The following is a 13,920-nucleotide window of genomic DNA, read 5'->3' as shown; positions in this document are numbered from 1 at the left end:
GGCGCAGGCTTATCGGGCCTACAGCAGGCAGGATAAGTTTGCGCCATCAGGATTGACATCATATGAGCGTGGGGGAAACCTCACGCTTTTTTATTTGCTGACCGCCGTCGGCGAAGAATCTCTTACCCGACGAGACGCCAGCCACAGCCCGCTATTTTTCATCGCATAGCCAAACACGAGTCCCAGCGCCAGCGAAGACAGAACCAGTCGCCAGTCCCCCTGCCCTGCAAACGTCGCGCATGCGCCGATAAAGGTGCCAGGCACAAAAGAAAGCAACAGCTGCTTCGCCTGAACGCACATCAAAAACGCGACGATTCCCGTCATGACGTAACTGACGATCTCCAGATGCGGAGCCAGCGCGCTGCCGTGAATAATCACCAGCGCCCACACCACGCCGCTCAGGAGCGTACATGCAGAAATCAATAACCCTTTCAGGCCGCCCTGCGGGCAGGCGAAATAGGCCGTACAGCCCAGAAAACCCGCCCAGCTGAGCAGGCCAAGGGAAACGGCCACCCATCCCCAGATACCGGAGAGAATGCCCGTTGTGATTGCAATGGAGATAAGTATATTCATGCCGCGCATCATAGCAGAAAAGCGGCATACGAATGAGATCACGCACACATTTTATGCAAGGCAATTAATCACGTTGCATAACAAAGTGACCATTATCACATTTACTCTTCAGCGCCTTCCTGTAACTCATCCCACATTGCGCCGATCGCATCGCGCGTCAACGGCGCCATCGTACGCCAGAAGGACGTCGCGGCATGGGCTTCCACTTTGCCAAGGAAAGTACCGCACCAGGGAAGCAGGTATTCAATAAACAGCGTTTCCAGCGCTTCGCTCTCATCTTCAGCAGACTGATCCTCCAGCCAGGAGGCGGCCAGCAGCAGCGTACCGATATGGTCGGCAGGGGTATCCGCCAACGGCATACCGCGAGCGGAAAGAAACGCGCGAACATCGGATTCCTTCGCCCCTTCCACCCAGGCGCTGCGATAAGGCGACACGGCGCACTCGTCGCCGACAAACAGCGCATTGTAGTCCGCCGCCAGTTGGGTCATGTCGCAACTTTTTTGCAACCGCGCCAGAAGCTCATCCTGCTCCAGCGGCCAGCTTGCCGACAATTTACCCTCGCGGATCAGCGTAAACAGAGGAACCAGCAGAGGGTCCTGCGGTTGGCGGTAATACAGCGATCCCAGCACACGACACAGGATAGAAAACTCATTCATTGATATATTCCAGTTATCAGCAATTAAAGTTCAGCAAACTCCGGGATCGGCGCCATACCGCGCGATTCCAGAAATCTCAGTAAGCGTCCTGGCGAAACGTTTAAAACGCGTTCTTCCGGGAAATCCACTTCATCCAGGATCTTCCGGCATTCGGCAAATTCACCGAGTGTAAACGCAGTATGGGAATCTGACCCTAACGCTACCCATCCGCCAGCGTCACGCACGGCCGCGGCCACCGCGCGGCAATTATCTTCACTGCCTTTGCGCGAATGCAGGAATGACGAGTTATTGATTTCCAGCGCCACCTGGTATTTAGCCGCCGCCTGCGCAATCGCGGTGATATCGACAGGATACTTTGGGTTGCCCGGATGGCTGATAATATGCACATTTCCGCTGGCCATCGCGGCAATCATCGCCTGGGTATTGGTCTCTTTATCGTGCGGCGCGAAAACCGGTTCATGGAAACCGGCGATAATCACATCCAGCGAGTTCAGCATCGGGCCCGTGCAGTCAATCTCGCCATCGATATTCTTGATGTTGGCTTCAATACCGCGAAGAATGCCCACCCCGTCAACCAGACGCGGCCAGATACGCATGTTGATAAAGTGCCAGTGATGCGGGGCATCGGCCATATCCGGGCCGTGATCGGTAATGGCAAAGAGCTTAATACCTTTGCGTTTCGCTTCGGCAATATAATCGTGCAAGGTACTGTATGCGTGGGTGCTGGCGACGGTATGCATATGCAAGTCAACGGGATACATAACTCACTCCTGTAGTCGTTTTCCGACAAGGATAGCAGGTATCGTCGCCATTTATTAGTCGAAACCCGGCGCTAACCGGGTTGTCATCAGTAGCCGCGAACGCGATCGACCTGACCCGTCACGGATTCGCCGCGTTCCAGATGCGTAATGGTGCGCGAAATATAGTCCACGGCTTCCGCCGGGCGGGTGACGGCGGCAATGTGCGGCGTCATCGCCACGCGAGGGTGTTGCCAGAGCGGACTCTCTTTTGGCAACGGCTCGCGGCTGAAAACATCCAGCATCGCCCCTTTGAGTTTTTCGCTATTCAACGCGGCAAGCAGATCGTCCTCATTAACATGCACGCCACGCGCCAGGTTAAGCAGGTAAGCGCCATCCCGTAACTGATTGAGCAAGCTGGAATTAATAATGCCCACCGTCTCCGCCGTATTTGGCAGCAGGTTGATCAGCACCCTTGTTTGATTCAGGAATGCGCCTAACTCCTCAGCTCCCGCAAAACTCTCTACGCCAGGCCAGGATTTACGGCTACGGCTCCAGCAGCGAAGCGGGAATCCCCATGCCTGGAGCGCTTCAGCGACTTTGGCGCCCAGCACCCCCGCCCCCATAATACCGACGGTGAATTCATCGCGATCATATTCCGGCAGCGGCTGCCATGTTGACTGGTTTTTCAGCGCCTGATAATCATCGAAACGGCGGAACCAATGCAGCACCTGGCTCACGGCATACTCCTGCATTTGCAGGCCCATGCCGGTATCTTCCAGGCGGAACAGCGGGATAGAGGCATCCAGCATTTCCGGGTGCGCTTTGAGCTTACTCAGAATGGAATCCACACCTGCGCCAAGCGCAAATACGGCTTTTAGCTTCCGTCCTTCAAGCATCTCCACCGGCGGATGCCACACGAGCGCATAATCCGCAGGTTCGTTATCACCGGGTTTCCATTCACGAATATTCGCGCCGGGAATCGCCTTTGCCAAAGCGTTAAGCCACCAGGCCGTATCGAAGGTCGGGTGATAGAACATTATCTCCATATTGACTCCTGAGTGTTGTTGTGCGGAATTTACTCGCACTTATTATCATCATTTTCATAGGGATCATCAGCATAACAAATTTAGAGATGCTGGCAAAAAAAGCAGTTTCCGCTTATTTAAACTGCATGTTGATTGAAGTTTGTGTAATTGCACGATTTTTTAGAAAAGGTGATTGACGCCGGGGGCGTATTTCCCTAAATTAGCGCCCGTTCCAGCAACACTGGAACGACAATATGGTGAGGTGTCCGAGTGGCTGAAGGAGCACGCCTGGAAAGTGTGTATACGGCAACGTATCGGGGGTTCGAATCCCCCCCTCACCGCCATATTCAGAAAAAGAGCTCGTACGAAAGTACGGGCTTTTTTTTTGCATGTTGCACGCGCTGTGGGGGGATGAGAACCCACGACCGGGGTTCGACAACTGGCGGCAGCCAGTTGGACAGACCGCGAACGCAGAGAACGGGCTGCCCGCAGGGCGAGCGAAGCGAGTCAATCCCCCCCTCACCGCCATATTCAGAAAAAGAGCTCGTACTAAAGTACGGGCTTTTTTTTGCCTATTGCACGCGCTATCCGGCTGACAAGGGCACCGTAGGCCCGGTAAGCGTTAGCGCCACCGGGCGCTCGAACATCGCCGGATGGCGGCGCAAGCGCCTTATCCGGCCTACAAAAACATCCCAAGACCGATACGCGTTAGCACCATCGGGCACCCGCACATCGCCGGATGGCAGCGCAAGCGCCTTATCCGGCCTACAAGAACACCCCAGGACCGGTAAGCGTTAGCGCCACCGGGCTCCCGCACATCGCCGGATGGCAGCGCAAGCGCCTTATCCGGCCTACAAAAAACAAAGCCCGGTTTCCCGGGCTATGAGATCTGACGACGCTTCAGTTATAGGCATGAAGGGTTCGTTGGCACAATGCCGAACGCACGCAGTCGTCTTTATGGAAACGGACAATACCTATCATCTCATCTTCTTCAAAGCGAGCTAACGCATCACTTAACCCTGATTGAACATGAGTCGGTAAATCGCACTGGGTAATGTCGCCATTTACGATAACCGTCACGTTCTCCCCGAGGCGCGTTAAGAACATCTTCATTTGCGCAGCAGTCACATTCTGAGCCTCGTCAAGAATGACGACTGCATTTTCAAATGTACGTCCGCGCATATAGGCGAACGGCGCGATTTCCACCTTACCAATCTCAGGCCGCAGGCAGTATTGCATAAAAGACGCGCCCAGGCGTTTCACCAGTACGTCATAGACGGGCCGGAAATAAGGCGCGAACTTCTCGGATATATCGCCTGGTAAGAAGCCGAGATCTTCATCGGCCTGCAAAACCGGACGGGTAACAATAATCCTGTCTACATCTTTATGTATCAGGGCCTCTGCTGCTTTTGCCGCACTGATCCAGGTTTTTCCACACCCGGCTTCGCCAGTGGCGAAGATCAGTTGTTTACTCTCGATAGCATTCAGGTAGTGCTCCTGAGCCTCATTTCGCGCTACGATTGGTGTGGCGTCACGGCTATCACGCGCCATGCCTATCGCTTCTACGCCGCTCATCTGCACAAGCGAGGTGACCGATTCTTCTTCACGTTGTTTGTGGCTACGCGAATCCCGTCTCAGCACACGTTTTGCTTCACGACGAGCTTTGATCACTGCTTTTTGTCTTCCCATGGATAGCACCTTGAGTTGTTGGTATACATCACACGCGCCGTTGGCGGCACGATTATGCGCACAAACATCTGAGGGTTGGCTTCCTTGTAAGCCATTGCTTGCTTTTTGAAAAGACGCCCTACACGGCTACGCGCACCGAATACGGCGTCAGTAACAGGGATAAAAAGAGGAAGTGAGAGGAATTTAGCGGTGACGACAGGGCTACCGGAGGAGAGGCATCCGCATAAGTTATTGCTGTTACTGCGAAAAACGTGTCCAGTACAGGACCTTACCATTCGCGATCTCCATAGTGAAAAGTGTCATCACTGCCGGGAACTACCGCTATTACGTATTAGTACAACATAATTTATCATTAATGCAACAACATATTTACCATGCATTAACCAAAGTTCCCCTTTGCACTGGCAATAGTCTCTTACAGAGATATTACAAAATTATTTCACCTGAACGCTCATAGTAAAAATTAATACTTTCATTCATCGACATACAGAGAAACACGCCACAATTCTGAATAAAAAGCCCGCGCATGGCGGGCGATGAAAGTAAACGGGCAGCGGTCAGATTACTCTGCCTGTAAACGCGACGGCGGTGCGGAGTGGTAATACGCATCCGCTTTCGCAAAACGTTCTTGCATAGCCGACGACGGCGCTTTGCCCAGCAGGCTAAAGACCACAATCCCGATGCTGCCGAAGATGAAGCCAGGGATGATTTCGTACAGATCCAGCCAGCCAAACTGTTTCCAGACAATAACCGTCAGCGCCCCGATAACCATTCCGGCCAGCGCGCCGTTACGGGTCATACGCGACCACATCACCGAGAACAGCACGACCGGGCCAAACGCCGCGCCGAAGCCCGCCCACGCATAGCTCACCAGACCGAGCACGCGGTTTTCAGGGTTAGCAGCCAGCGCGATAGACACCAGCGCAACCACCAGCACCATAATGCGCCCTACCCATACCAGCTCTTTCTGGCTCGCGCCTTTACGCAAGAAGGCTTTATACAAATCTTCGGTAATCGCGCTGGAGCACACCAGCAGCTGGCAGCTTAACGTCGACATCACCGCCGCGAGAATAGCGGACAGCAGAATACCGGCAATCCACGGATTGAACAGGATTTGCGCCAGTTCAATGAACACGCGTTCCGAGTTCTGATTCACCGCTCCGGCCAGTGCCGGGTTATTGTTAAAGTAAGCAATGCCGAAGAAGCCGACAGCCACCGCCCCCGCCAGACACAGGATCATCCAGCTCATACTGATGCGACGCGCGTGCACGATGCTGTGATGAGAATCCGCCGCCATAAAGCGCGCCAGAATATGCGGTTGACCAAAGTAGCCCAGCCCCCAGCCCATCAGGGAGATAATGGCGACAAAGTTCAGCCCCTTGAGCATATCCACATTCTCAATGCTCTTTTGTTTGATCACTTCCAGGGAGTCACCAAAACCGCCGACGCTGATGATCACCATAACAGGCGTCAGAATCAGGGCGAAAATCATCAGGCTGGCCTGGACGGTGTCGGTCCAGCTCACGGCCAGGAAGCCGCCAATAAAGGTATAGATAATGGTGGCTGCCGCCCCCGCCCACAGCGCAGTTTCATAGCTCATGCCAAAGGTGCTTTCAAACAGACGCGCCCCTGCCACAATCCCCGATGCGCAATAAATGGTGAAAAACAGCAGGATAACCAGGGCAGAGATAATGCGCAGAACGCGACTTTTATCTTCAAAACGCCCGGTAAAATAATCCGGCAGAGTCAGGGCGTTATCATTGAATTCAGTGTGGACGCGTAAACGTCCAGCCACCAGTTTCCAGTTAATCCATGCCCCTAACGTCAGACCAATCGCGATCCAGCTTTCAGAAATCCCCGACAGGAAAATCGCCCCCGGCAGACCCATCAGCAGCCAGCCGCTCATATCAGATGCGCCAGCGGATAATGCCGTCACAAACGGCCCAAGGCTGCGGCCGCCGAGAATATAGTCATCAAAGTTTTTGGTCGAACGCCATGCAATAAACCCTATCAATATCATGCCAAAGATATAGACACAAAACGTCACCAACATCGGTGTGCTAATAGCCATCAAAAGTCTCCAGATTTTATGTGCCGGCAATAATAAGAGCTGCCGTTTTATACCCTGCCGGAACGTGGCAATGGTGTTTATGTTTACCAGGGCGACCGTATCCTGCCGGAAGCGGTGGTCATTCACAATCGATTTAACACATCATTTACATCAAATTTTATTCGGGTGGGATACTATTTTTCTCCAGGTTGCACTCTCTCACATTTTTTAAGGTTGCACCTTTCAAAAGTGTTAACTACCGCAGAGAAAAAGATTTGGTTATTGTTTTTATCCCATCCAGAAGCGTCTCTTCTTTTAACATTTCATTCATTTTTAAGCTTGCAAGGCAGGTCACATTTAACGAGGTTGCACAAAGTTGCAACATGGTGGATATTTCTCGATAACTATCAGCAGCACATATCAGAACAACAGGAGTAGACGGCATGGGAACCACCACGATGGGGGTTAAGCTGGACGACGCGACGCGCGAACGTATTAAAACAGCAGCAACACGAATTGATCGCACCCCACACTGGCTGATCAAACAGGCAATCTTTAATTATCTGGAAAAACTGGAAAGCGACGAGGCGTTACCGGAGTTGCCCGCCCTGCTGGCTGGCGCCGCCAATGAAGGCGATGAGTCAACCGCACAGCAGGAAGAAAACCACCAGCCTTTCCTTGAGTTTGCCGAGCAGATCCTGCCTCAGTCGGTCTCCCGCGCCGCGATTACCGCAGCTTACCGTCGCGCCGAAACCGATGCGGTGCCGATGTTAATGGAGCAGGCGCGTCTGCCGCAGCCGGTGGCTGAGCAGGCCCACAAGCTGGCCTATCAACTGGCGGAGAAACTGCGTAACCAGAAAACGGCCAGCGGCCGCGCCGGGATGGTACAGGGGCTGTTGCAGGAGTTCTCCCTCTCCTCGCAGGAAGGCGTCGCGCTGATGTGCCTTGCGGAAGCGCTGCTGCGTATCCCGGATAAAGCGACGCGTGACGCGCTCATCCGCGACAAAATCAGCAACGGCAACTGGCAGTCGCATATTGGCCGCAGCCCGTCGCTGTTTGTTAATGCCGCCACCTGGGGTCTGTTGTTTACCGGCAAGCTGGTCTCTACCCACAACGAAGCCAGTCTCTCTCGCTCGCTGAACCGGATTATCGGTAAGAGCGGCGAGCCGCTGATCCGCAAAGGCGTGGACATGGCAATGCGCCTGATGGGCGAGCAGTTCGTCACCGGCGAAACCATCGCCGAAGCGCTGGCGAATGCGCGTAAGCTGGAAGACAAGGGCTTTCGCTACTCCTACGATATGTTAGGCGAAGCGGCGCTGACCGCCGCCGATGCGCAGGCTTATATGGTTTCGTATCAGCAGGCTATTCACGCCATTGGCAAAGCGTCTAACGGACGCGGAATTTATGAAGGACCGGGGATCTCCATCAAGCTTTCCGCCCTGCACCCGCGCTACAGCCGCGCGCAGTATGACCGCGTGATGGAGGAGCTGTATCCGCGCCTGAAATCCCTGACGCTGCTGGCGCGTCAGTACGATATCGGCATCAACATCGACGCCGAAGAAGCCGACCGTCTGGAAATCTCCCTCGACCTGCTGGAAAAACTTTGTTTTGAGCCGGAACTGGCTGGCTGGAACGGCATCGGTTTCGTAATTCAGGCTTATCAGAAACGCTGCCCGTTTGTGATTGATTATCTGATCGATCTCGCCACGCGTAGCCGTCGTCGCCTGATGATCCGCCTGGTGAAAGGCGCATACTGGGACAGTGAAATCAAACGCGCCCAAATGGACGGGCTGGAGGGATACCCGGTTTACACCCGCAAGGTCTATACCGACGTTTCTTATCTGGCCTGCGCGAAAAAACTGCTCGCCGTACCGAATCTGATTTACCCGCAGTTTGCGACCCATAACGCCCATACTCTGGCGGCGATTTATCAACTGGCGGGGCAGAACTACTATCCAGGCCAGTATGAATTCCAGTGTCTGCACGGCATGGGCGAACCGCTATACGAGCAGGTCACCGGTAAAGTGGCGGATGGCAAACTCAACCGTCCGTGTCGTATTTATGCCCCGGTCGGCACGCATGAAACGCTGCTGGCGTATCTGGTGCGCCGCCTGCTGGAAAACGGCGCCAACACCTCCTTCGTTAACCGTATTGCCGACGCCACGCTGCCGCTGGATGAACTGGTCGCCGACCCGGTGGAGGCCGTGGAAAAACTGGCGCAGCAAGAAGGGCAAACCGGCTTGCCGCATCCGAAAATCCCGCTGCCTCGCGACCTCTACGGACAAGGCCGGGAAAACTCCGGCGGGTTGGATCTGGCTAACGAACACCGTCTGGCTTCCCTCTCCTCCGCCCTGTTGAACAATGCGCTGCAAAAATGGCAGGCCAAACCGATGCTGGAACAGCCGGTCGCTGACGGAGAGATGACGCCGGTGATCAACCCGGCAGAGCCGAAAGACATCGTCGGCTACGTGCGCGAAGCCAGCGCTGCCGACGTTGAACAAGCGCTACAAAACGCGGTTAACAACGCCCCTATCTGGTTTGCCACGCCACCGCAGGAACGCGCCGCCATCCTGCAACGCGCGGCGGTATTAATGGAAGGCCAAATGCAACAGCTGATTGGCATTCTGGTTCGTGAAGCCGGGAAAACCTTCAGTAATGCCATTGCAGAAGTACGCGAAGCGGTGGATTTCCTCCACTACTACGCCGGGCAGGTACGCGATGACTTTGATAACGAAACGCATCGTCCTTTAGGCCCGGTCGTCTGTATCAGCCCGTGGAACTTCCCGCTGGCCATCTTCACCGGACAAATTGCCGCTGCGCTGGCGGCGGGCAACAGCGTCCTCGCGAAACCGGCGGAACAAACGCCGCTGATTGCCGCCCAGGGCATCGCCATCTTACTGGAAGCCGGTGTTCCGCCGGGCGTAGTGCAGTTGCTGCCCGGCCAGGGGGAAACCGTTGGGGCGCAGTTAACCTCCGATGAGCGCGTACGCGGCGTGATGTTTACCGGCTCGACCGAAGTCGCCAGCTTATTGCAGCGTAACATCGCCACCCGTCTGGATGCGCAGGGTCGCCCGATTCCGCTGATTGCGGAAACCGGCGGGATGAACGCCATGATCGTGGACTCCTCCGCCCTTACCGAACAGGTGGTTGTGGATGTGCTGGCATCTGCGTTTGACAGCGCCGGGCAGCGCTGCTCGGCGCTGCGCATACTGTGCTTGCAGGATGATATCGCCGACCACACCCTGAAAATGCTGCGCGGGGCAATGGCGGAATGCCGCATGGGCAATCCGGGCCGTCTGACCACCGACATTGGCCCGGTTATCGATAACGAAGCCAAAACCAATATCGAGCGCCATATTCAGGCGATGCGTACGAAAGGTCGTCCGGTATTCCAGGCCGTACGTGAAAACAGCGATGATGCGCGCGAATGGCAAACCGGCACCTTCGTTCCGCCAACGCTGATTGAACTGGAAAGTTTTGATGAGCTGCAAAAAGAGATCTTCGGGCCGGTGCTGCATGTGGTGCGTTACACGCGCAACCACCTTCCCGAACTGATTGCGCAGATCAACGCCTCCGGCTACGGTCTGACGCTGGGCGTACATACCCGAATTGACGAGACCATTGCGCAGGTCACCGGTTCAGCGCACGCAGGCAACCTGTACGTCAACCGTAATATGGTCGGCGCGGTCGTGGGCGTCCAGCCATTTGGCGGCGAAGGCTTGTCCGGCACCGGGCCGAAAGCGGGCGGTCCGCTCTATCTCTACCGTCTGTTGGCAAATCGCCCGGAAAACGCGCTGGGCATTACGCTTGCCCGTCAGGATGCGGACTACCCGGTAGATGCCCAGCTTAAAGCCGCGCTGACTCAGCCGCTTGACGCGCTGACCGGGTGGGCGACGGATCGCCCGGCCTTGCATACGCTCTGTCAGCAGTTTAGCGAGCTGGCGCAGGCCGGAACCCAGCGTTTGCTGCCTGGCCCTACCGGTGAGCGCAATACCTGGACGTTACTGCCGCGTGAACGCGTATTGTGTCTGGCTGATGACGAGCAGGACGCTCTGGTGCAGGTCGCCGCCGTGACAGCGGTCGGGAGTCTGATTTTGTGGCCGGACGATGCCTTCCATCGCGAACTGGCGAAGCGCCTGCCCGCTGCGGTTTGTGAACGTATTCAGTTTGCGAAAGCGGACACGCTGACTTCGCAGCCGTTCGATGCGGTGATCTTCCACGGCGATTCCGATCAGCTACGGGCGCTGTGCGAGGCGGTAGCCGCCCGTGACGGCGCGATCGTGTCGGTACAGGGCTTTGCCCGTGGTGAAACCAATATCCTGCTGGAGCGTCTGTATATCGAGCGCTCGCTCAGCGTTAACACCGCTGCGGCAGGTGGTAACGCCAGCCTGATGACAATTGGTTAAGGCTGTGGTTAATTAAGGCTTTGGAAAATGCCCGGTGGCGCTACGGCTCACCGGGCCTACAAAACACATTTGTAGGCCGGATCAGGCAAAGCCGCCATCCGGCAATGTTTTAGAGCCAGAGGGAAGTATGAAGCGAATTATATTCACATGCGCTGCGCTGCTACTCAGCGCTCCGGCACTGGCCGATGACTGCGCCAACGCCAGCACGCAAATGGAGATGAACACCTGCGCCGCCGCGCAATTTCAAACTGCCGATAAAAAACTCAATGAAACGTACCAGAATGCGCTAAAACGCGCCGAACCGCCGCAGCGTGACTTGCTGAAAAAAGCGCAAATCGCCTGGATTGCCCTGCGGGACGCCGACTGCGCGCTGGTCAGTTCCGGCACGGAAGGCGGCAGTATACAGCCGATGATCGCCAGCCAGTGCATGACGGACAAAACGGACGAACGCGAAGCGTTTTTAGCTTCGCTGCTGCAATGTGAGGAAGGCGATTTGAGCTGTCCGTTGCCGCCTGCCGGTTAACGTACGCGAATGCCTTCAATAATCATCCGCTGTACGCTTTCGACCGTTTGATTGAAAAAGGCTTCATCACGCAGCGTTGCGCCCGTTACCGCTTCGACCTGAGGCGCAAAATCGGCGTAATGCTGCGTTGAAGCCCAAATCATAAAGATCAGGTGATGCGGATCGACGGGCGCCAGTTTTCCACTGTTTACCCATCCGGCAATCAATGCCGATTTTTCGTCAATCAGCGCCTTCAAATCCCCGGTCAGTTCTTCCATCAGCAACGGCGCGCCCGCCAGCATCTCCATGCAAAAAAGCCGGGAAGCCTGCGGATAATCACGGGAGACCTCCAGTTTAAGACGGATGTACTCTTTGATCGCCACCAGCGGCGCGAAATCTTCACGAAAGGCCTTTAACGGCGCCAGCCAGATATCAAGGATTTGCCGCAGTACGGCGACATAAAGCGCCTCTTTCGACGGGTAATAATAGAGCAAATTGGTTTTGGACACTCCCGCCTGCTCAGCCACCTGCTCCAGACGTGAACCATGAATACCGTACTGGGAAAACGTGTTTAATGCAGCGGTTAAAATCGCCTGGCGCTTGGCGCTGACGGCCTGTGAACGTTTACCTGTTTTTTTCTCTGCGCGTTGAACCATGCGCCCTCTCCTTGTTTTATTGCCGCCAGGATACCGTGGCAACGGCGCTTTTTTCTTTTTGAACGTCAGGACGCTTAGTTTGCGTCGCCTGCGGCGACACTTCAATCTTACGGACAAAAAAACCGCCGGAGGAACCGGCGGCGGTGGCATCATAACGTTTACCAGCGGCATGCGCTAAACATTATGGCGTTAACTTACAGGCTAGCTGTTACGGTTACCGTGACTGCTTTTGCCCCCTTTTTTGCCTGCTTCTGATGCACGCTGCGGGTCATTCTTAAAGTTGCCCCCGCTGTGCTGGCCACCTTTACGACCTGCTTCTGATGCTCTTTCGCGGTCTTCCGCAAAATTACCGGAACCGCCCCGATGGTTTGCCATTACTGACCTCCGTCATAGATTAGACATCATATTGCATCGGTGTTGAGGAAGATCTCCTCACGCGGCATATGGCAGACGCCACAATTATTGCCACGCGGAACTAAGCTTAGCGAAGTTACCCCGGCTGACCAGTAAATCGTAATATTCTGCAACAGGTTCGTCAGGGGGACAGGAATAATCCCCCCAGGAAATCAATAAGCCTCTCTTATGGTTAAAGAAATCCGAACGGCGAAAAATGTATCATTTTGCAACAAAAACTACGCTGATAAATCTTGTTATAAATCAAAGAAATGGTTGTGATATTTGCACTCTCTCCAGGACGTCATATCTTTAAATAGAGGTAGCGAATCGCTACGGACACGGTTAACTCGAGGAGTAGTGCAAAATGGCAAAAATTCTGGTGCTTTATTATTCCATGTACGGACACATCGAAACCATGGCGCATGCGGTGGCGGAAGGGGCAAACAAAGTGGACGGCGCAGAAGTCATTATCAAACGCGTACCGGAAACGATGCAGCCTGAAATCTTCGCAAAGGCCGGAGGTAAAACACAAAACGCACCAGTCGCAACCCCGCAGGAACTGCCTGATTACGACGCCATCATTTTTGGTACGCCGACGCGCTTTGGCAATATGTCAGGCCAGATGCGCACCTTCCTGGACCAGACGGGCGGTTTGTGGGCATCCGGCGCGTTGTATGGAAAACTCGCCAGCGTATTCAGCTCGACAGGCACCGGCGGCGGTCAGGAACAAACCATTACCTCAACCTGGACCACGCTGGCTCACCACGGCATGGTGATTGTCCCTATCGGTTACGCCGCGCAGGAACTGTTTGACGTCTCGCAGGTTCGCGGCGGTACGCCATACGGCGCCACCACAATTGCCGGGGGCGATGGTTCACGCCAGCCAAGCCAGGAAGAACTTTCTATCGCTCGCTATCAGGGTGAATATGTTGCAGGTCTGGCAGTAAAACTCAACGGCTAATCTTCAACAGGAGGATTCGAATGCCAACTCAAGAAGCGAAGGCTCATCACGTCGGCGAATGGGCAAGTCTGCGTAATACATCACCAGAAATAGCCGAAGCCATTTTTGAAGTCGCGAAGTATGACGAGAAACTGGCTGAAAAAATTTGGGAGGAAGGCAGCGACGAAGTGTTGCTTAAAGCCTTTGAGAAGACGGATAAAGATTCGCTATTTTGGGGCGAACAAACCATCGAACGTAAAAATGTCTGACCTTTTCTCCCCCGCCTG

The 13,920-nt window shown here is 54.8% G+C and carries 12 protein-coding genes and 1 tRNA gene; 5 read left to right on the top strand and 8 right to left on the bottom strand.

Annotated features, from left to right (window positions below; all coding sequences use genetic code 11):
- Positions 1-90: 90 nt before the first annotated feature.
- The 4 genes from OGV50_RS11665 to ghrA form a co-directional block, all read right to left on the bottom strand.
- Entirely contained in the window at positions 91-573 is a 483-nt protein-coding gene (locus OGV50_RS11665) for a DUF1097 domain-containing protein (RefSeq protein ID WP_286488553.1), read from the bottom strand.
- Between the two features lie 101 nt (positions 574-674).
- The gene (locus OGV50_RS11660; RefSeq protein ID WP_200029263.1) at positions 675-1,229 is read right to left on the bottom strand and encodes a TorD/DmsD family molecular chaperone; all 555 of its coding nucleotides are present in this window, start codon (positions 1,227-1,229) and stop codon (positions 675-677) included.
- Positions 1,230-1,252: 23 nt separating this feature from the next.
- Positions 1,253-1,990 (bottom strand): phosphatase, encoded by a 738-nt coding sequence (locus tag OGV50_RS11655; RefSeq protein WP_012132897.1) that lies wholly within the window; start codon positions 1,988-1,990, stop codon positions 1,253-1,255.
- Positions 1,991-2,076: 86 nt separating this feature from the next.
- Positions 2,077-3,015: a glyoxylate/hydroxypyruvate reductase GhrA gene (ghrA, locus tag OGV50_RS11650; RefSeq protein ID WP_047457613.1), complete on the bottom strand. Its 939-nt coding sequence runs from the start codon at positions 3,013-3,015 to the stop codon at positions 2,077-2,079.
- A gap of 235 nt (positions 3,016-3,250) precedes the next feature.
- Between ghrA and OGV50_RS11645 the strand changes: the two genes are divergently transcribed.
- Positions 3,251-3,338, top strand: a tRNA-Ser gene (locus tag OGV50_RS11645).
- A 556-nt stretch (positions 3,339-3,894) separates the two neighbouring features.
- Here OGV50_RS11645 and phoH read toward each other — a convergent pair.
- Positions 3,895-4,683, bottom strand: coding sequence for a phosphate starvation-inducible protein PhoH (phoH, locus tag OGV50_RS11640; protein ID WP_047457616.1), 789 nt, complete (start codon positions 4,681-4,683; stop codon positions 3,895-3,897).
- Positions 4,684-5,245: 562 nt separating this feature from the next.
- A complete protein-coding gene (gene putP / locus OGV50_RS11635) occupies positions 5,246-6,754 on the bottom strand; it encodes a sodium/proline symporter PutP (protein ID WP_024130454.1) in 1,509 nt (502 codons plus the stop codon).
- Positions 6,755-7,176: 422 nt separating this feature from the next.
- Between putP and putA the strand changes: the two genes are divergently transcribed.
- A complete protein-coding gene (gene putA / locus OGV50_RS11630) occupies positions 7,177-11,139 on the top strand; it encodes a trifunctional transcriptional regulator/proline dehydrogenase/L-glutamate gamma-semialdehyde dehydrogenase (protein ID WP_214143907.1) in 3,963 nt (1,320 codons plus the stop codon).
- A 127-nt stretch (positions 11,140-11,266) separates the two neighbouring features.
- Positions 11,267-11,662 carry a lysozyme inhibitor LprI family protein gene (locus OGV50_RS11625; RefSeq protein ID WP_071258246.1) on the top strand — a complete coding sequence of 132 codons (396 nt, stop codon included), beginning with the start codon at positions 11,267-11,269 and terminating at the stop codon, positions 11,660-11,662.
- On the opposite strand, the gene rutR is transcribed toward OGV50_RS11625, so the two are convergent.
- Complete coding sequence (gene rutR, locus OGV50_RS11620; protein WP_012132906.1) at positions 11,659-12,297, bottom strand: HTH-type transcriptional regulator RutR; 639 nt, start codon at positions 12,295-12,297, stop codon at positions 11,659-11,661. The two genes, OGV50_RS11625 and rutR, sit on opposite strands and share 4 nt — an antisense overlap.
- A gap of 201 nt (positions 12,298-12,498) precedes the next feature.
- On the bottom strand, positions 12,499-12,672 hold the full coding sequence (locus tag OGV50_RS11615) for a con-10 family general stress protein (RefSeq protein WP_012132907.1): 174 nt from the start codon (positions 12,670-12,672) through the stop codon (positions 12,499-12,501).
- 385 nt (positions 12,673-13,057) lie between these two features.
- Between OGV50_RS11615 and wrbA the strand changes: the two genes are divergently transcribed.
- Positions 13,058-13,654 carry an NAD(P)H:quinone oxidoreductase gene (gene wrbA / locus OGV50_RS11610; protein WP_047457630.1) on the top strand — a complete coding sequence of 199 codons (597 nt, stop codon included), beginning with the start codon at positions 13,058-13,060 and terminating at the stop codon, positions 13,652-13,654.
- A gap of 20 nt (positions 13,655-13,674) precedes the next feature.
- On the top strand, positions 13,675-13,902 hold the full coding sequence (locus OGV50_RS11605; protein WP_047457633.1) for a YccJ family protein: 228 nt from the start codon (positions 13,675-13,677) through the stop codon (positions 13,900-13,902).
- Positions 13,903-13,920: the final 18 nt, after the last annotated feature.

It is taken from the genome of Citrobacter sp. CK180, assembly GCF_030333655.1.
Taxonomy (GTDB): domain Bacteria; phylum Pseudomonadota; class Gammaproteobacteria; order Enterobacterales; family Enterobacteriaceae; genus Citrobacter_B; species Citrobacter_B koseri.
This window is presented reverse-complemented; position numbering and strand designations above follow the sequence as displayed.